This is a genomic window from Sporosarcina sp. resist (genome assembly GCF_014302295.1).
Lineage (GTDB): Bacteria > Bacillota > Bacilli > Bacillales_A > Planococcaceae > Sporosarcina > Sporosarcina psychrophila.
Map to the genome: position 1 here is coordinate 59,966 of NZ_CP060287.1, position 18,054 is coordinate 78,019.

The following is an 18,054-nucleotide window of genomic DNA, read 5'->3' on the forward strand; positions in this document are numbered from 1 at the left end:
TATACCTAAAAAGAGGAGAGTTGAGCTGAGATGAGTAGAGAACAGACGAGTTTACGGACGACAATGAAGAAGTTAAATGGGGATTCATTAACACCCATATTGATTTTCAGAAGAATGCAGGGGCAGCGAAAGTTTTTATTAGAAAGTTCTTCGAAACATGAGGGATCAGGGCGCTACTCCTTCCTTGGGATGGATCCACTGAAGTCTTATAGCGGACGCGACGGAAAACTTGAAGAACATGTTTATGCTACTGGCAAGAAATATGTACACGAGGGCGATTTGTTTGTGCTGTTGAAACGATTGATGCCGCGAATTACGGATGATATCGATTTTCCTTTCACAGGCGGAGCGGTCGGCTACGTTGGTTACGGAGCGGGTTCCGACAGTGTGACGCGTTCCCATGACGATATGGGATTTCCGGATGTTAATTTTAATATTTACGAAACCATTATTATTTTCGACCATGTGTTGAATGAAGTGACATTGCTGCATACGGAAATTAATCCGGAACAAAGTGCTCCTGATTTGGACGCACTGGCAGAAAGTATGTTATCCGGACCGGAAAAAGAAGAGTTGGCTTTTGCGCTCTCGGATTATAGCTGTTCTGTCACACAACAACAATTTGAAAATTTGGTACGCGAAGCAAAAGGGTATATCGAGCAAGGAGAGGCTGAGCAAATCGTACTGTCTAGACGTTTAGTGGCGGACTTTAACGGCGATCCATTTTCATTATACCGAAAGCTAAGAAAGCGTAATCCTTCACCCTATATGTATTATATGGAATTCGATGATCACGTCGTTTTAGGTACGTCCCCGGAAAGTATCGTAAGTGTATCAAATGGCAAAGTGATGACGAATCCAATTGCAGGGACGCGCCGACGTGGTGTAGATAAAGCAGAAGATTTAGCACTTGAAAAAGAGTTGTTGGCGGATCCAAAAGAACTCGCGGAACACGATATGTTGGTCGAACTTGGCCGTAATGATTTGAAGAAAGTATGCCTTCCAGATTCGGTGCAAGTCACAAGTTATATGGAAGTCGTCCGTTACGAGCATGTTATGCACATTGTATCAGAAGCAGAGGGAACATTGTCGCCAGTGCTACATTCATTGGACGCGTTAACGGCATGCCTTCCTGCGGGTACGGTAACAGGTACACCGAAAAAACGAGCAATGGAATTGATTGATGAATTGGAGAAAATGGACCGGGGTATTTACGGCGGGGCAATCGGGTATATCGGTTTCAACGGTAATATGGATTTTGCGTTGACGATCCGCACGATGGTTGTGAAAGACGGTAAAGCATACGTCCAGGCAGGAGCAGGAATTGTGCAAGCGTCAGATCCAACAGCAGAATTTATGGAAACGGCCAATAAAGCCAAGTCCTTGTTGGAAGTCATTAACTAAATCGATGATGAATTGATTATGAGAAAGAGCAGAGCAGAGGAGAGATTGAGATGAGAAATTTTGTTAGAAGAGTAGAGTTGGGCCAGCATTTGATGTATGAAGAAATGGTGGAAGCTTCTAAGTTGATGTTTAATGAACAAACCGCATCGCAGGACATAGTCGATTTCCTTGTGGCGTTGTCACGAAAAGAAGAAACGGCCCATGAAGTAGCGGCACTTGCTTCGGTTATGAAATCGTTCGCGCTGCGGGTAAATGTTCCACGGGAAACATTTATGGATAACTGCGGAACAGGCGGAGACGGCTCAAATACGTTCAATATTAGTACAGCATCCGCGTTCGTATTGGCAGGAGCCGGCGCATCCATCGCTAAGCATGGTAATCGGAAAGTTTCGAGTGCCGCGGGAAGTTCTGATGTATTGGAAGCCCTTGGCATTCATATAGACTTCAGCTTAGATGAAACCATCGAACTTCTTCAACAGGAAGGAATCACCTTCTTATATGCGCCAAATGTTCACCCGAAAATGAAACGAATTGGTGCAATCCGGCAGCAAATTGGCAAGTCGACTATCTTTAATCTAGTAGGTCCTTTGACAAATCCAATCCCATTGAAAACACAGTTCACGGGTATTAACAGACCGGACTTCACGATGGAATACGCATCCGTATTGCGCATGCTTGGCAGAGAGCGGGCAATTGTCGTATCGGGAGCGGGAGGAATGGACGAAGCGTCACTTGCGGGACAAAATGCATTTGTTCTTCTTGATAAAGGCGATTTGATCCCATTTTCGCTAACCGCAGATGATGTGGGGCTTGCATATGCTCCGATTTCAGCTATACGTGGAGGCGACGCAAAGGAAAATGCAGCAACCATTCGGGCAATTTTCAATGGACGACGCGGTCCTCATTTCGATACAGTCGTTTTCAATGCAGGCATCGGATTATTTGCAAATGGGCGAGCAGCGACAATTCAAGAGGGCGTAAAACAGGCGACTGAAAGTATTTTATCTGGCAAAGCATTGCAAAAGCTTGACGCTGTCGTAGCATTCAGTCAGAAAATCGGTGCAAAGGCGGTGGCAAGATGACGATTTTAGACAAGATTTTACACGAGAAACGGCGTGAAGTACAAGACATGTTGGCAGAGCAGGATGTACGACAAGAAGCACGTCCAGCGCGTCCGTCTTTATTCAACAAGCTATATAAAACAGAGCATTTGCAAGTCATCGCGGAAATGAAGCGCGCATCTCCTTCGAAGGGGCTTATCGCGGAAGGCGCTGATCCCGTTGCACAGGCAATTTCTTACCATCGCGCAGGTGCAGCGTGCATCTCTGTATTGACGGATAGTCACTTTTTCAAGGGGTCATTCGAAGACCTAGCAGCTGTCGCAGACAATGTTCCTATTCCGTTGCTATGCAAGGATTTTATCATCCATCCTGTACAGATTGACCGAGCAAAAAGGGCCGGAGCCTCTGTCATCCTGTTGATTGTTGCTGCACTTACTGAAGATGAGCTCGCTGAATTTCATACCTACGCGCTGCAATCTGGCTTGGAAGTATTGGTAGAAGTACATGATGAGGCGGAACTGAAACGCGCAATCGCCATCAACGCAAAATTGATTGGTGTAAATAATCGTGATCTCCGCACATTTAAAGTGGATTTAAAGAGAACAGAAGAGATTGCAGCCATTTTTCCGTTCGATGAAGAACGTGTCCTCATCAGCGAAAGTGGTATCTGGGAATCGGAAGATGCGTTATTTGTAGCAGATGCTGGTGCAAGTGCAGTGCTCGTCGGCGAATCGTTGATGCGAAGTGGTGAAGTCGCTACAGCTATCCAATCACTGCAAGTCGCATTACCGAGGGTAGTCCGATGACGAAGGTGAAAATTTGTGGACTAATGGAATCACAACACGTGAAAACGGCAGTCGATGCTGGAGTAGATGCAATCGGCTTTGTCTTTGCTCCAAGCCGACGACAAGTGACAATTGCCAAAGCGCAAGAGTTGGCAAAGAATATTCCACCTGGAGTGCTGAAGATAGGGGTATTTGTTGATGCATCACAAGATGATATTGAGCAAACTTTCCGAGAAGTACCGCTAGATTTTGTTCAATTTCATGGTGATGAAAGTTCAGATTTCATCGAAAAAGTCGGACTTCCTTCCATTAAAGTGTTATCAGTTTACAGTGATGAAGATGCAAAGCGATTTGCACACTATGAAACAGACTACTTTTTGTTTGATACACCTGGAACAGACTTTAAAGGTGGAAGTGGAAAAACTTTTGATTGGCAACTAATGAAAGATGCTGGTGTACAATCGGACAAAGTTATTCTGGCGGGTGGACTGAACGCGGACAATGTTGCACAAGCAATCAGGACGGTACAACCATATATGGTGGACGTTTCAAGCGGAGTAGAAGTTATGAGAAGAAAAGATGACAAGTTGATTCGCGCATTCATTAAAGCAGTCAAAGATGAGGAGAGATAAGCAATGGTACAAGAATTGGGTGCAACTCAAACTACACAGGCAGGACGATATGGACGATTTGGTGGGCAGTTTGTTCCTGAAACATTAATGACAGCACTTATCGAACTGGAAGCTGCTTATGATGATGCGATTGCCGATCCAGCTTTCACGGACAAAGTAAATTATTACTTAAAGGATTTTGTCGGACGGGAGACGCCGCTGTACTTTGCAGAAAGACTTACTAAAGAAGCGGGCGGTGCGAAGATTTATCTCAAACGGGAAGATTTAAACCATACCGGCGCACATAAAATTAATAATACGGTTGGGCAGGCACTCCTTGCGATGCGCATGGGCAAAAAGAAAATCGTTGCGGAAACCGGGGCGGGTCAGCACGGAGTAGCGACAGCAACAGTATGTGCTTTGTTTAATCTCGAATGCGTTATTTACATGGGGAAAGAAGATATTCGCAGGCAGGAATTGAATGTGTTCCGTATGGAGTTACTTGGAGCGAAAGTCGTTTCAGTCGATAAAGGATCAGGCACACTGAAAGATGCAGTCAATGAGGCGCTGCGTTACTGGGTGGCAAATGTGGAAGACACGCATTATATATTAGGATCTGCGCTTGGTCCGCATCCATTCCCGAGAATTGTTCGTGATTTCCAACGTGTAATCGGTGTGGAAACGAGAGGACAAATTATGGAGAAAGAAGGGCGTTTGCCGGATGCAATTGTGGCGTGCATCGGCGGTGGGAGTAATGCAATCGGCATGTTCCATCCTTTTATTGATGATGAAGACGTTGCTTTGTATGGTGTTGAGGCGGCGGGAAGTGGTATTGAAACAGGACTTCACGCAGCTGCAATTGCGGATGGCAAAGAAGGCGTTCTACACGGAGCATATATGTATGTATTGCAAGACGCCGATGGATTTATCCAGGAGGCGCATTCCATTTCAGCGGGTCTCGATTACCCCGCAGTTGGTCCGGAACATAGCCATTTATATGATATCGGGCGCGTTACATACTCGTCTGTCACGGATGCGGGTGCATTGGAAGGATTGCAGTTATTGGCGAAAGTGGAAGGAATCATCCCTGCCCTTGAAAGTGCACATGCGGTTCACTATGCAGTCGAATTGGCAGGTACGATGGGGGAGGAAGAAATTCTCGTTATTTGCCTTTCAGGACGTGGCGATAAAGATGTCCAAACGGTACGCGATGCTTTAGGAGGTGGCTTGAATGACTAAGCAAGACTTAACTAACGCGATTACTGATTGTGTAACCCGAGGCGATAAAGCATTTGTGCCCTACATAATGGCGGGCGACGGCGGTCTTGAAACGATTAAGAAAAACATATTATTTCTCCAACAAACAGGTGTGACTGCAATCGAACTGGGTATTCCTTTTTCGGATCCGGTCGCAGATGGCCCAGTGATTGAACAAGCGGGAGAACGAGCACTTGCTAAAGGGGTAACACTTCGTAAGGTATTGAAAGAACTCACTTTATTCAAGGATGAAGTCACTGTTCCGCTTGTAATCATGACTTATTTGAATCCGATTTTGAGCTATGGCATTGATCAATTCGCGAAGGATTGCCAGAACAGCGGTATCAGTGGACTTATTGTGCCTGACTTGCCACACGAAGAAAGTGGACTATTGCAGAATTCTCTTACAAAATCCGAGATTGCACTCATTCCACTAGTCTCGCTAACGAGCCCACCAGAACGGATTAAGAAAATAACAGCGGCAGCTGAAGGCTTTGTGTACGCAGTGACGGTAAACGGTATTACAGGGGTGCGAGATGGATTTGGCGATGATCTTGCTGCCCATTTGGAGCAGCTGAAAGCGGTAAGTCCTGTCCCTGTACTAGCAGGGTTCGGTATTTCAACACCTGAACAAGTCCGGTCAATTGGTGCGCTTGCAGACGGAGTCATTGTTGGAAGTGCAATTGTTGCTGCTTTTCATAGAAATGACTTAACAGCAGTCGAGGCATTAGTAAAAATGTCGAAAAAAGAAATATATAGTTAAGAAAAACGCCCTTCCTTGCGTGAGAAATCACACGAGGAGGGGCGTTTCTTATACAGTGACGTTGCTTTGTCGTATAGTGCTAGAATAGGGTTGTACAGTTTCTATTTTTAGTCAACGACCACTTCTGACATTCTTTTTTCAGTTATCCATACAGTCCCAAACTCAACAAGCGGTTTCATCGGAACGACTTTGCAAAGGGCTTGTCCTAACTTGCCGTCGATAGCAACGCCGGGGTTCATTTCCTCGAACGCGGTACCCAATTCGGGGAAAATATCCGAATCGACATCGACCATATCAAAAGTGGCCCAAATTCGTTCACCGTCTTGCATGATGGCTGCACCTTGAGGAGAGACTGTATATTCAGGAGCTAGGTATTCAGCTAAATGAAGTGCGGTGCATGATTCATAACTGACTCCAATCATAATGACCTTCACATCCACATTCAACATTTTTCCGAGTGGAGAACTCGTTCCGAATGAATCATCGAGCGGATGTTCACTCATCCAGTCATCTGCGTGGCGGCCCCACGCCATGAACGAATGGGCGGGGTGAGAACTTCGAATTGTTTTTGGATGGCGATGGAAGCAGTCAGCGATTTTCCCCATTCCACGTAGATGGGTTAAGTTCGGGTCGTAAGCGGGAATAGATTGACGTATAGGTTCATGCCACGCTTCTGGGACAGGGGGAAGCATCCAGTAAGATGGTTCCGAATTGTCGGCAGACTGCGCGGGCATGATGATTGTCCCGTTTAACGTCACTGTTTCCATCAGCGCTTCGACGACGGCTTGTGCACCACCTGCAATCCACCCCATCAATTTAAGGGATGAATGGACAATAATATGATCACCCGATTTAACACCAAGTAAGTTAAGCTGCTCTTTTAGTGTCTCTTTCGATTGGAATGAATGGGTATCGAGAATCGTTTCAAATTCGGTCATGTGGATCACTCAATTCTATAGATATTTTCGAAAAGCATAGCAAGCAAGAAAGGTTTTGCCAAGTTTTATGAAACCTTTCTTGCGGACGAGCGTACATATATAAAAGGAGATGTGTTCAATGGATGCGAATGTGATTAGACAGGAAGTTGAAACGACATATGAAAAAGTGAAGTCGTTGGCAGGTTGGACGGTGGATAAAAACGTCGTGCTGACAATTACATCGTACTATGTCACATCTGAAAGGGAGTTTGACGCGGAAAGTTTGAGTCGAGTAATGGATGCACTAAAAAGTAAATCCAGCTGGCTTTCTCCACTACGCGGCAATCTACTTCCGATGATGGCTGCATTTCTAGATAAGCCTGGGACAGATATCGACAAAGAGGTGAATCGTTTATTCGCGAAGCAACAAGTCTTAAAAGGTATAGGCTTCCGTAATACAATCCATTCATATTTGGCTGCGCTCCTGTTGACCAACGATACAGAGCTCTATGAAAACGAGGCGCGTCAAGCTAAAAAACTATATGATGCGATTAAGAAACGGCATTTTTTCCTGACGTCAGACGATGATTACGCATATGCAGTATTGTTAGGGAAAAGGGGCGCTGATCCAATGGAGCATGCGAAGTCGATGCGTGCGTATTATGACTCATTGCGAACCGAGGGATTCCGTTCGGGAAATGAACTACAATGGCTGTCACAAGTGATGACTTACATACAGATCAAGTTTGATCCAAGTCTCATAACCAGGGCTGTGGAAGTACTAAATCATTTCAAGCGCAATACGAAAGTAAGACCTGTGCATTATCCGATGATTGGATTTCTTACAGTATTTGGAATAGATGATATAGAACTGCAGAATATTGTCGAACTTACGCATTCATTGGAGGAATCTAAACCTTTTAAATGGAATCGGGAAATGGCGTTGTCTATCGCAATTGGGTACATTATGCATAAATTGACTGAAAGTGCAGAAGCAGAAAGTGTTAGTCTTGCGACGTCTGTGGAATTGATTATACAAGCACAGCAAGCGGTGATGGCTGCGACAATTGCAGCGATGGTTGCGTCTACGTCAGCAAATTCAGCAAATAATTGATTGTGATTCGCTTAATTCCCATCCAGTTTCGATTGGCTTTTCCATCGTGGGAAAAGTAGACCACCAAAACTCGATTTCAACTCCGTGTACCTCGACGATGAACTGGTAACACCTAAAAAGTTTTTAATGATGAACACGTCTTGTTGAACATAAAAAAAGATTTCATTCCAAATCGGAAATGGAATCTTTTTTGCGTTTTATAAATAAAATGACAAATTTTTATTTTTAAAAAGCTAAAAGTATTTCGGGTCAGGAAATGCTTTCAGGTCAACGTTTGTAACCTATTTGTAACCTAATTGTCACACGCGGAGTTTTTTATGTATTTGGTATTCTGGAAAAATAGTGTTGTCATCCATAAATTTGTATAGTATATTGGTGCAAGTGATTCAATATCAGAAAATTTACTATTAATAGTTTGGGATTTTAAGTAATGTAGGGAGGAAGTTTTCTTGGGAAAGCCGGTATTGGAAATTAAAAATCTCCGCACATCGTTTCGAATTAAAGATAACTACTATGCAGCAGTTGATGATGTATCATTGACTGTTGAAAAAAATGAACTGCTAGCCATCGTAGGAGAATCGGGTTGTGGGAAGAGTGCATTTGCCTTTTCAATAATGGGTCTGCATAGTCAAGCAAAAGTGGAAGGGAATATTTACTTTAAGGATCAGAATATAGTGAATATGTCTCCAGCTAAGCTAAATGAATTGCGTGGGAATAAAATGGGGATGATTTTTCAAGACTCGCTTTCCGCATTGAATCCATTAATGACTATTGGCGATCAAATTGATGAGATTATATATATCCATAACAATAAGCTACCGAAAAAGGAACGGAAAGAAAGAGTCATTGATTTGCTGAATAAGGTTGGAATTGTCAATCCAGCATTTACTTACGATCAATACCCCCATGAATTATCAGGTGGAATGAGGCAGCGGGTAGTGATCGCGATGGCGATTGCCAATGAACCGGAGCTATTGATCGCCGACGAGCCGACGACCGCCCTGGATGTGACCATTCAATCTCAAATACTTGATTTAATAAAAAAGCTCAAAGAAGAGATTCACGCGGGGATTATTTTGATTACCCATGATTTAGCGGTTGTTGCTGAAATGGCGGACCGAGTTGCTGTCATGTACGCAGGTCAAATTGTTGAGATTGCAGATGTTTATACGTTATTCGAAAACCCTTTGCATCCTTATACAAGGTCGTTACTGAACTCAGTTCCGAATTCAAATGAAGAGCAATCTGAACTTCATGTAATTGAGGGTATTGTCCCGTCCTTGCAGAAGTTGGTCCGTAATGGTTGTCGGTTTAGCCCTAGAATTCCTTGGGTGGATGAGTCAGCTCATGAGGAGAATCCGGTATTGCACGAAGTAACCCCGGGTCACTTCGTACGCTGTACCTGTTACCGACAGTTTAGCTTCCCTGATAAAAGCAAGGAGGATCAGTACCATGGCGTTTCTTGAAGTAGAAGATTTAAAAGTCCATTTTCCGATTCAAGGTGGCGTATTTGGTAGGACTATTGACCATGTCAGAGCAGTTGATGGTGTCTCATTTTCGATTGAAAAAGGGAAAACATATGGGCTTGTTGGTGAATCTGGGTCCGGTAAAACAACAACTGGACGGGCAATCATCGGTTTAAATAAAATTGCTTCAGGAAAAGTTACTTTTGACGGACAGGACATAACTGATATGAGCCGTTCAAAAGTGGGTGCACGTAGGGATATACAGATGATTTTCCAAGATCCCTATTCCACATTGAATCCCAAAAAACGAGTACTTGATATTGTATCTGAACCGCTTCGTAATTACGAAAATCTTTCAAGAAGTGAAGAAAAGAAGCGTGTCGGGGAACTATTAGAGCTTGTCGGTTTAAGTCCAGAAAGTATACATAAATACCCGCATGAATTCTCAGGTGGACAACGCCAACGGATTGGGATTGCTCGGGCAATTGCTCTAAAGCCAAAGCTAATTATTGCCGATGAACCTGTGTCAGCGCTTGATGTTTCCGTTCAAGCACAGGTCTTGAACTTTATGCAGGAGATTCAGAAAGAGTTGGGTCTTACTTATCTTTTTATCAGCCACGATCTTGGAATTATCAAGCATATGTGTGATCGAATTGGGATTATGTATAAAGGACGTTATGTGGAGGAAGGGACTCCGGAAGATATCTTTAAAAATCCACAGCATATTTACTCAAAACGACTGGTTGCTGCAATCCCTGATATTGATCCTAGAAAACGTGAACAACAGGTACAATTCCGCCAAGCGGTAAAAGAAGAATATGAGCAGTCGTACGACAATTATTTCGATGACTTGGGCTTGGCCTATAAATTACAGCCTGTATCGGACACACATTTAGTGGCTTTGCCTGGGAAAGGGTGAATGGTATGTGGAAATTCACTGTACGTCGAATTGGAATAATGATTCCGCAAATTGCATTACTCAGTATTTTGATATTTATCATGGCAAAAATGATGCCTGGTGATGCGTTAAGTGGTTTGATCGATCCGAATATTGATCCAGCTACGATTGAAGCGATGAGACAAAGACTTGGCCTAGATAATCCTTGGTATATTCAATACATGGACTGGGTTAAAGCGTTGTTTCAAGGAGATTTAGGACAATCCTTCCGCTTTAAAATGCCAGTCACCGAATTAATTTCTCAACGACTTGTTAATACATTTTGGCTGTCTCTAGTTACGTTAATTTTGACTTATTTAATCGCGATTCCTCTTGGCATAACAAGTGGACGGTATAACGATTCATGGGCCGACCGATTAATAACTGGTTATACGTACGTAGGATTCGCGGCTCCATTATTTATCTTTGCTCTTGTTATGGTTTGGGTCTTTGGTTTCCAATTTGGTTGGTTCCCTACTGGTGGTAGTGTAACTCCGGGGCTTAGTCCAGGTTCGTTCGAATATGTACTAAGTAAAATAAATCATTTATTGCTCCCTTCATTATCAATGGCTCTCATCGCAACGGTTTCGACCGTTCAGTATTTGCGAAGTGAGATTATTGATACAAAACAGAAGGAATTTGTGGTGACAGCACGGGCGAAAGGTGCATCTGAGTCAAGGGTCTATAACCGCCATATTTTAAGGAATTCATTATTGCCAATTGCTGCATTTTTCGGATATGAAATTACGGGATTAATCGGAGGAACTATTTTTATTGAAAGCATCTTTGGGTATCCAGGAATGGGTCAGCTGTTCCTAGAATCAATTTCACTACGTGACTTCAGTGTGGTGACATCAGTTGTTCTAATATTTGGGATTGCAGCGATTTTAGGTGCTTTGCTTTCAGATATTATATTAAGTATTGTTGACCCACGTATTCGTATAAAATAAGAACTCGATAGACTTTGAGGTGGTTAAGGTTGGAAATGAAAAATGTCCATTTACCCGACAGTACACTGGATGCAGATAGAAGCCCATCCGGTTGGAGTATTATCTGGCGCGAAATTGTTCGAGATAAACTAGCTTTTATATCATTAGTTTTTCTTACACTCATTATGGTATTTGTATATGGTGTATCCCTGTTTTTAGATCAGAAAGAAATTGTGACAGTAGACTTGTTTTCTATTCATAAACCTCCGTCCAAGGAGTTTTGGTTAGGCACAGATTATGGGGGACGAGATGTTTTTGGGCAGCTGATTATCGGGACACGGAATTCACTTTCGATTGGGATTCTTGTAACAGTAATGACAGGCGTCATTGGAATTACTGTTGGCTTAGTTTCAGGTTATTTTGGCGGGAAGATTGATAATATAGCCATGCGGATTGTTGACTTTTTCATGATTTTACCGTTTCTGATGGTTGTTATTGTGTTTGTATCAGTTTCGCCTAAATATACCATTTTGACGTTTTCCTTGATTATGACAGCCTTTTTATGGATGGGAAAAGCGCGTTTAATCCGTTCGAAAGCATTACAAGAAACAGAACTAGATTATGTGCAGGCCTCGAAGACGCTTGGTTCCTCTAATCTGAAAATTATGTTTACGCAGGTGTTACCGAATTTAAGTTCAATTATTATTGTTTCGATGACATTGAGCTTAGCTGCAAACATTGGTTTGGAATCCGGGCTGTCATTTTTAGGCTTTGGTTTTCCGGAAAGTACGCCAAGCCTTGGGACACTTGTCAGTTATGCAAGAAACCCACAAACTTTGGAGTATAGATGGTGGATCTGGTTACCTGCATCACTGCTGATTTTGGTGCTGATGTTAAGTATAAATAATGTCGGTCAAGCGTTAAAGCGTGCGACTGATGCAAGGCAAAGAAGAGGATAAGAAGGGGGAGAAATTTATATGGTAGGGAAGAAAAGTGTAAGTAAAGTTCTATTCGCAATGATGCTTGTTCTATTACTTGCGTTAGCCGCTTGTAATAAAGCAGAAGACGCGGAACCAGCGGATTCTGGAACTAAGAAAGAAGAAGGTAAGAAGGAAGAGACCAAGAAAGAGGAAGTCGCAGATGATGGACTCTATTCGATCGATGATTTTAGTAACATTAAAACCAATGAAGGTGAGGCAATCGATGGGGGTTCATTTACATTCGGACTCGTTTCGGATACCGCTTTTGAAGGAACGTTGAACTGGAATTTCTATTCAGGCGATCCTGACTCACAAGTTCTTGAATGGTTTGATGAAGGCTTATTAACATGGGATTCAAGTTTTGTGTATACACAGGATGGTGCTGCAACATATGAGCCATCTGAAGATGGAAAAACATTCACGTTTAAGATTCGTGATAATGTAAATTGGCATGATGGTAATCCAGTTACAGCTGAAGACTGGTTATTTGCACATGAAGTTCTTGGTCATGCCGACTATGATGGTCCGCGTGCTGGAGATGTTCTTAACATTGTAGGTATGGATGAATTCCAAGCAGGTACATCGGAAACAATTTCTGGTATTGAAGTAGTAAATGATAAAGAATTAAAAATCACATATAAAGAAGCAACACCATCACTTATCACAGGTGGTATTTGGACATACCCACTTGCTAAGCATATCTTTGGTGAAATGGATGTTAAAGATATTTCTTCTTCTCCAGAAGTACGTCAGAACCCAATTGGTTTTGGTCCATTTAAAGTTGACACAATCGTACCTGGTGAATCAGTTACGTTTACTAAAAACGAAGACTATTGGCGCGGGGCACCAAAGCTCGACACAGTTACTTTAAAAGTAATCAATCCAAACGTCGTTGTTCAATCACTTGAAAAAGGTGATGTAGACACAGTAAGTGATTTCCCAGTACCTCAGTTCCCTGATAATGCTGAGATGTCAAACGTCGAATATTTAGGCGCTGTAGATCGCGCGTATTCGTATGTTGGCTTTAAACTTGGTACTTGGGATAAAGAAAAGAAAGTAGTGAAACCTAATCCCGATGCGAAGATGGGGGATGTGAATTTACGTAAAGCAATGTGGCATGCGGTTGATAATAATACGGTAGGTGAGAAGTTCTATCACGGCCTACGTTGGTCTGCAACAACATTGATTCCACCATCACACCCAGAATATCATGATGCTACAAATCCTGGTACTCCTTATGACCCTGAAAAAGCGAAACAATTGCTTGAAGAAGCTGGATTTAAAGATGTTGATGGTGATGGTATCCGTGAAGATAAAGAAGGAAAACCATTGGTTATCAATTATGCTTCTATGTCAGGCGATGACATCGCTGAACCATTGGCACAATATTATATTCAAGCATGGGAAGCTGTTGGCTTGAAAGTAGCACTGTTAGATGGTCGTTTACAAGAATTTAATACATTTTATGAAGGTGTTGGCCAAAATGGAGATGACAATCCTGAAATTGATATTTATTCAGCTGCTTGGGGTGTAGGTATCGACGTAGATCCAAGTGGTCTATACGCTAAAAACGTATTATACAACTTCGCGCGTTGGGAAAATGCAGACAATGAGCGCCTGTTAGCTGAAGGTATCTCTGAAGATGCATTCGACGTTGAGAAGCGTAAAGAAATATACAATGAGTGGCAACAACTGATGACAGATGAAGTTCCTGTATTCCCTACGTTGTATCGTGCAAAATTAGTACCAGTTAACAACCGTGTGCTAAACTATGCAATTGGTGATGGAACGGAAATGTATAAGAGTGATATCGCAGTAACGCAAGACAAGCCTATGTCGGCGAAAAAGTAAGTTAAGACGTATATCTGTAACTTGTAGAGGAAAAGAGTCGTTTTTCTTCTACAAGTTTTTTTATTGTTAAAAGAAAGTGTGAATACACTTGAAAGTAACCTGAATCTGAACAGGAAAACATGATTGGATAGCGGAATATGATAAGCTTATAAGGACATTAAAAATAGGCGTAACAGCTTCTTAATGAAAGGAAGTTAGCAATATGAAAATAAGACCACAGCGTCTCCAAAAAGGAGACACAATTGGCATTATTGCACCGTCGAGTCCGCCTAATCAGGAAAACTTAGAGCGCTCACTCGCGTTTCTTGAACAGCTAGGATTGAAATGGAAGTTTGGGCAACATGTCTTGAATGTGCACGGATATCTGGCAGGGACGGACGAAGAACGACTTCAAGATTTGCATGACATGTTTGCCGATCCTACTATTAAAGGAATCATCTGTGCGGGCGGAGGATACGGCTCAGCTCGCTATACGGATAAAATCGATCTGCAGCTTATGAAAGAGAATCCGAAAGTCCTTTGGGGATTCAGTGATATCACATTCCTTCATACAGCGATGGGTCTGTATTCCAACCTTGTCACATTCCATGGCCCGATGCTTGCATCATGTGTTGGGAAAGACACGTTCCACGAATTGTCTGCGAAAATGTTCCAGCAGTTATTTGAGCCCATGGAACTTCATTACACGGAAGCGATTTCACCCCTTGAAACCATTACAGCGGGCGTCGCACAAGGTGAACTTGTTGGTGGGAATCTGTCGTTGCTCGCCAGTGGAATCGGCACTAAGTTTGAAGTGGACACGAAAGGCAAGCTTCTCTTTATAGAAGATGTCGGAGAAGAGCCATACAAAGTCGATGGTCTTCTCAATCAATTACGCATGGCTGGAAAACTTAAAGATGCAGTGGGAATTGTCATAGGCGACTTCTCGGATGCGGAACCCAAAAAACGAAAAGAAACACTAACTCTTGATGAAGTATTCGCAGATTACACGGCTAATCTTGGAATACCGGTTGTCAAAGGATTCAAAATTGGCCATTGTCAGCCGCACTTTGCCATACCACTTGGTGTCGGTGCAAAGCTCGATGCTGATAACAAGACGCTGACGATATTACCTGGCGTCGAGTGAAACTAGATACGAAAGCGGTTTACGCAATTCAATCACATGGAGATTTGCCGCTAAATTGAGGCGGCTCTATGTGTTTGGGCAATAATGCTTTTGGGTATCATATAGGAGAGCGGAACCAAGTAATGAAGCTGAAAATACAAGTATTTATTTGTGATAGTTAAAAGTAAAGTTTCCAGTAGAATTGTAAAAAAACAATTCCATTTTCCTATGCCTTTTTAAGTCATTAAGTTGAAAAAAAAGCCATAAACCATTATAATAGTTTAGTCATCGACATTCTTCGACACATTCCGCAAAAGCCCGATTTAGAAGGGCCCCAATCCACTGGACGGTTGTCCAAAATGGCATATTCATGCAAACTAAGTTTAAAAAAGTAACAGAGAACATTAATTCAATTAATTTTCTGAATCGTACAAGATTTGGTTTTTTTATTAATTAAAAAAAGAGGTGCTTTGAATTGAAATTATCACCGGTCGAACAGGAAAAATTGCTGTTGCATGTTGCAGGAGAACTGGCAATTAAGCGTAAGGAACGCGGAGTTAAGTTGAATTATCCGGAAGCTATCGCACTAATTTGTCACTACATTATGGAAGGTGCGCGTGACGGAAAGACTGTTGCACAACTGATGAGCGAAGGGAAACAAGTGCTTACGGTTGAGGATGTAATGGAAGGCGTCGGCGATATGATTAGTGATGTGCAGATTGAATGTACATTCCCAGACGGAACAAAACTCGTGACGGTCCACCGTCCAATTCAATAATAGGAGGCTTTAACAATGATTCCAGGAGAAATTAGAACAGCTGAAGGCTTGATTGAAATAAATGCCGGACGCCCCGTGAAAGCGGTACGCGTTGCAAACACTGGCGATCGTCCGATACAAGTCGGATCTCATTTCCATTTCATTGAGGTTAATAAATTTCTTGAATTTGACCGTGAACAGGCAGTTGGAATGCATTTAAATATCCCATCTGGTACCGCTGTGCGTTTTGAACCCGGCGAAGAGAAGGAAGTTGAATTAGTTGAGTTCGGCGGAAAACGTCACGTGTTCGGACTGAATAATTTGACGGAAGGTTCGACGCATAATAAGGACGAAATTTTAGATAGAGCAGCAGAAGCAGGATTTAAAGGAGCCGAGGATAAATGAAAGTAACACACGAACAATATGCGAAAATGTTCGGACCGACAGTAGGCGATAAAGTGCGTCTTGCTGACACGGATCTTTGGATTGAAATTGAAAAAGATTATACATCATACGGTGATGAAGGTGTTTTCGGTGGAGGAAAATCACTTCGCGTATCGATGGGCCAAAATGGTAAAAATGTTCGCGCTGAAGGTGTTCTCGACACAGTCATTACCAACGTAATGATTATTGACCATACAGGTATTGTGAAAGCAGATATTGGTATTAAAGATGGCCGTATCATCGGAGTCGGAAAAGCAGGAAATCCGCTTTCGATGGATGGTGTAGATCAGGATATGATCATCGGCGTGGGAACAGAAGTGTATGCGGGTGAAGGATTGATTGCAACAGCGGGTGCTGTCGACACGCATATTCACTTCATTAGTCCTCAGCAAGTCGAAACTGCACTTAACGCTGGTACAACTACATTTATCGGTGGTGGGACAGGCCCGGCCGCAGGTTCGAAAGCGACGAGTTTGACGGCGGGCGAGTGGCATCTTCATAGAATGTTACAAGCAGTTGAAGATTTACCAATCAACGTTGGGTTACTTGGAAAAGGGAGCGCATCTACAACGGAACCAATTATTGAACAAGTCCGTGCAGGTGCAATCGGTATGAAAATTCATGAAGACTGGGGTGCGACTCCAGATGCTCTTAATCAGAGTCTTATCGTTGCAGATGAATTCGATATCCAAGTCGCGCTTCACTCCGATACGCTCAATGAAGCTGGATTTGTTGAAAATACGATTGAGGCAATTGACGGGCGTGTTATCCATATTTTCCATACAGAAGGAGCAGGCGGCGGACACGCGCCAGACCAACTGAAATTGGCTGCATACCCAAATATTTTGCCGGCATCGACGAATCCGACAAAACCATTTACGACAAATACAATCGATGAACATTTAGACATGCTTATGGTATGTCACCATTTGAAACACGATGTACCTGAAGATGTAGCGTTTGCAGATTCACGTATTCGTCCTGAAACAATCGCTGCAGAAGACATTATGCAAGATCTAGGTATTCTTAGTATTATGTCATCCGATTCACAAGCAATGGGACGTGTAGGTGAAGTTACAATGCGTACGTTCCAAACAGCAAACAAAATGAAAATGCAACGTGGTCCACTTCCGCAAGACGAGGGAAAAGACAATGATAACTTCCGTGTAAAACGTTACATTTCAAAACTAAATATTAACCCAGCGATTGCACACGGAATTAGCCATGAAGTCGGTTCACTCGAAGAAGGGAAACTGGCGGATATTGTCCTTTGGGAGCCTGCGTTTTTCGGTGTGAAAGCAGAAGTTGTTATTAAAGGCGGAATTGCTGTTTACGCAATGACTGGTGATCCAAACGCGTCTATTCCAACTCCGCAACCGATGATGGGACGCCGTATGTTTGGTTTCCACGGTCAAGCACCACAACACGCGGCAATGACGTTCCTTCCTAAAATTGCAGTAGAAGAAGGCCTACCTGAAAAATTGGGTCTTAAGAAAATGATTGGTACTGTTAAAAACTGCCGTAACATTGGTAAAGCAGACATGAAACATAACAGTGAAACACCAGAAATTGACGTCAATCCAGAAACATATGAAGTGAAAATTGACGGTGTACTTGCTACGTGTGAACCAGTAAGCGTTCTCCCGATGGCACAACGTTACTTCCTGTTTTAA

General features: G+C 42.8%; 17 protein-coding genes. 16 read left to right on the forward strand and 1 reads right to left on the reverse strand.

Translation table 11 applies throughout. The features are described from left to right. Window positions 1–30 precede the first annotated feature (30 nt). Genes H7992_RS00270 through trpA form a run of 6 tightly spaced genes read left to right on the forward strand, consistent with a single transcriptional unit; the run spans window position 31 to window position 5,881 of the window. Window positions 31–1,404: an anthranilate synthase component I family protein gene (locus H7992_RS00270; RefSeq protein ID WP_187046323.1), complete on the forward strand. Its 1,374-nt coding sequence runs from the start codon at window positions 31–33 to the stop codon at window positions 1,402–1,404. A gap of 50 nt (window positions 1,405–1,454) precedes the next feature. After that, window positions 1,455–2,486, forward strand: a complete 1,032-nt coding sequence (gene trpD, locus H7992_RS00275) for an anthranilate phosphoribosyltransferase (protein ID WP_187046324.1) — start codon at window positions 1,455–1,457, stop codon at window positions 2,484–2,486. Next, complete coding sequence (gene trpC / locus H7992_RS00280; protein WP_187046325.1) at window positions 2,483–3,271, forward strand: indole-3-glycerol phosphate synthase TrpC; 789 nt, start codon at window positions 2,483–2,485, stop codon at window positions 3,269–3,271. Before trpD ends, trpC begins: the two co-directional genes overlap by 4 nt. Continuing rightward, complete coding sequence (locus H7992_RS00285; RefSeq protein ID WP_187046326.1) at window positions 3,268–3,882, forward strand: phosphoribosylanthranilate isomerase; 615 nt, start codon at window positions 3,268–3,270, stop codon at window positions 3,880–3,882. The genes trpC and H7992_RS00285 overlap by 4 nt, the downstream gene beginning before the upstream one ends. A gap of 3 nt (window positions 3,883–3,885) precedes the next feature. Next, on the forward strand, window positions 3,886–5,100 hold the full coding sequence (gene trpB, locus H7992_RS00290; protein WP_187046327.1) for a tryptophan synthase subunit beta: 1,215 nt from the start codon (window positions 3,886–3,888) through the stop codon (window positions 5,098–5,100). Then, window positions 5,093–5,881, forward strand: coding sequence for a tryptophan synthase subunit alpha (trpA, locus tag H7992_RS00295; RefSeq protein ID WP_187046328.1), 789 nt, complete (start codon window positions 5,093–5,095; stop codon window positions 5,879–5,881). Before trpB ends, trpA begins: the two co-directional genes overlap by 8 nt. Window positions 5,882–5,988: 107 nt before the next feature. Here trpA and H7992_RS00300 read toward each other — a convergent pair whose 3' ends face one another. Beyond that, the gene (locus H7992_RS00300; RefSeq protein WP_187046329.1) at window positions 5,989–6,819 is read right to left on the reverse strand and encodes an AAC(3) family N-acetyltransferase; all 831 of its coding nucleotides are present in this window, start codon (window positions 6,817–6,819) and stop codon (window positions 5,989–5,991) included. 118 nt (window positions 6,820–6,937) lie between these two features. On the opposite strand from H7992_RS00300, the gene H7992_RS00305 reads away from it, so the two are divergent. The 10 genes from H7992_RS00305 (at window position 6,938) to ureC (ending at window position 18,054) form a co-directional block, all read left to right on the forward strand. Beyond that, complete coding sequence (locus H7992_RS00305) at window positions 6,938–7,912, forward strand: DUF4003 family protein (RefSeq protein ID WP_187046330.1); 975 nt, start codon at window positions 6,938–6,940, stop codon at window positions 7,910–7,912. A 449-nt stretch (window positions 7,913–8,361) separates the two neighbouring features. After that, complete coding sequence (locus H7992_RS00310; RefSeq protein WP_187046331.1) at window positions 8,362–9,378, forward strand: ABC transporter ATP-binding protein; 1,017 nt, start codon at window positions 8,362–8,364, stop codon at window positions 9,376–9,378. After that, window positions 9,365–10,297, forward strand: coding sequence for an ABC transporter ATP-binding protein (locus H7992_RS00315; protein WP_187046332.1), 933 nt, complete (start codon window positions 9,365–9,367; stop codon window positions 10,295–10,297). The genes H7992_RS00310 and H7992_RS00315 overlap by 14 nt, the downstream gene beginning before the upstream one ends. 5 nt (window positions 10,298–10,302) lie before the next feature. Next, the gene (opp4B, locus tag H7992_RS00320) at window positions 10,303–11,265 is read left to right on the forward strand and encodes an oligopeptide ABC transporter permease (protein ID WP_187046333.1); all 963 of its coding nucleotides are present in this window, start codon (window positions 10,303–10,305) and stop codon (window positions 11,263–11,265) included. 35 nt (window positions 11,266–11,300) lie between these two features. Then, window positions 11,301–12,203 (forward strand): ABC transporter permease, encoded by a 903-nt coding sequence (locus H7992_RS00325; protein ID WP_187047742.1) that lies wholly within the window; start codon window positions 11,301–11,303, stop codon window positions 12,201–12,203. Window positions 12,204–12,221: 18 nt separating this feature from the next. Then, window positions 12,222–14,075 carry an oligopeptide ABC transporter substrate-binding protein gene (gene opp4A / locus H7992_RS00330; RefSeq protein WP_187046334.1) on the forward strand — a complete coding sequence of 618 codons (1,854 nt, stop codon included), beginning with the start codon at window positions 12,222–12,224 and terminating at the stop codon, window positions 14,073–14,075. Window positions 14,076–14,277: 202 nt separating this feature from the next. Further along, window positions 14,278–15,201, forward strand: a complete 924-nt coding sequence (locus H7992_RS00335; RefSeq protein ID WP_187046335.1) for a S66 peptidase family protein — start codon at window positions 14,278–14,280, stop codon at window positions 15,199–15,201. Window positions 15,202–15,655: 454 nt separating this feature from the next. After that, complete coding sequence (gene ureA, locus H7992_RS00340) at window positions 15,656–15,958, forward strand: urease subunit gamma (protein WP_067204300.1); 303 nt, start codon at window positions 15,656–15,658, stop codon at window positions 15,956–15,958. A 15-nt stretch (window positions 15,959–15,973) separates the two neighbouring features. Beyond that, window positions 15,974–16,342 (forward strand): urease subunit beta, encoded by a 369-nt coding sequence (locus H7992_RS00345; RefSeq protein ID WP_187046336.1) that lies wholly within the window; start codon window positions 15,974–15,976, stop codon window positions 16,340–16,342. After that, window positions 16,339–18,054, forward strand: coding sequence for an urease subunit alpha (gene ureC, locus H7992_RS00350; RefSeq protein ID WP_187046337.1), 1,716 nt, complete (start codon window positions 16,339–16,341; stop codon window positions 18,052–18,054). The genes H7992_RS00345 and ureC overlap by 4 nt, the downstream gene beginning before the upstream one ends.

Bases quoted from the DNA above. Each gene is read 5' to 3' on its own strand.
- ureC (WP_187046337.1), top strand. From the start codon at position 16,339: ATGAAAGTAACACACGAACAATATGCGAAAATGTTCGGACCGACAGTA.
- opp4B (WP_187046333.1), top strand. From the start codon at position 10,303: ATGTGGAAATTCACTGTACGTCGAATTGGAATAATGATTCCGCAAATT.
- H7992_RS00315 (WP_187046332.1), top strand. From the start codon at position 9,365: ATGGCGTTTCTTGAAGTAGAAGATTTAAAAGTCCATTTTCCGATTCAA.
- H7992_RS00300 (WP_187046329.1), bottom strand. From the start codon at position 6,819: ATGACCGAATTTGAAACGATTCTCGATACCCATTCATTCCAATCGAAA.
- opp4A (WP_187046334.1), top strand. From the start codon at position 12,222: ATGGTAGGGAAGAAAAGTGTAAGTAAAGTTCTATTCGCAATGATGCTT.
- H7992_RS00285 (WP_187046326.1), top strand. From the start codon at position 3,268: ATGACGAAGGTGAAAATTTGTGGACTAATGGAATCACAACACGTGAAA.
- H7992_RS00270 (WP_187046323.1), top strand. From the start codon at position 31: ATGAGTAGAGAACAGACGAGTTTACGGACGACAATGAAGAAGTTAAAT.
- trpB (WP_187046327.1), top strand. From the start codon at position 3,886: ATGGTACAAGAATTGGGTGCAACTCAAACTACACAGGCAGGACGATAT.
- H7992_RS00335 (WP_187046335.1), top strand. From the start codon at position 14,278: ATGAAAATAAGACCACAGCGTCTCCAAAAAGGAGACACAATTGGCATT.
- trpD (WP_187046324.1), top strand. From the start codon at position 1,455: ATGAGAAATTTTGTTAGAAGAGTAGAGTTGGGCCAGCATTTGATGTAT.
- trpC (WP_187046325.1), top strand. From the start codon at position 2,483: ATGACGATTTTAGACAAGATTTTACACGAGAAACGGCGTGAAGTACAA.
- H7992_RS00345 (WP_187046336.1), top strand. From the start codon at position 15,974: ATGATTCCAGGAGAAATTAGAACAGCTGAAGGCTTGATTGAAATAAAT.
- H7992_RS00325 (WP_187047742.1), top strand. From the start codon at position 11,301: ATGAAAAATGTCCATTTACCCGACAGTACACTGGATGCAGATAGAAGC.
- H7992_RS00305 (WP_187046330.1), top strand. From the start codon at position 6,938: ATGGATGCGAATGTGATTAGACAGGAAGTTGAAACGACATATGAAAAA.
- trpA (WP_187046328.1), top strand. From the start codon at position 5,093: ATGACTAAGCAAGACTTAACTAACGCGATTACTGATTGTGTAACCCGA.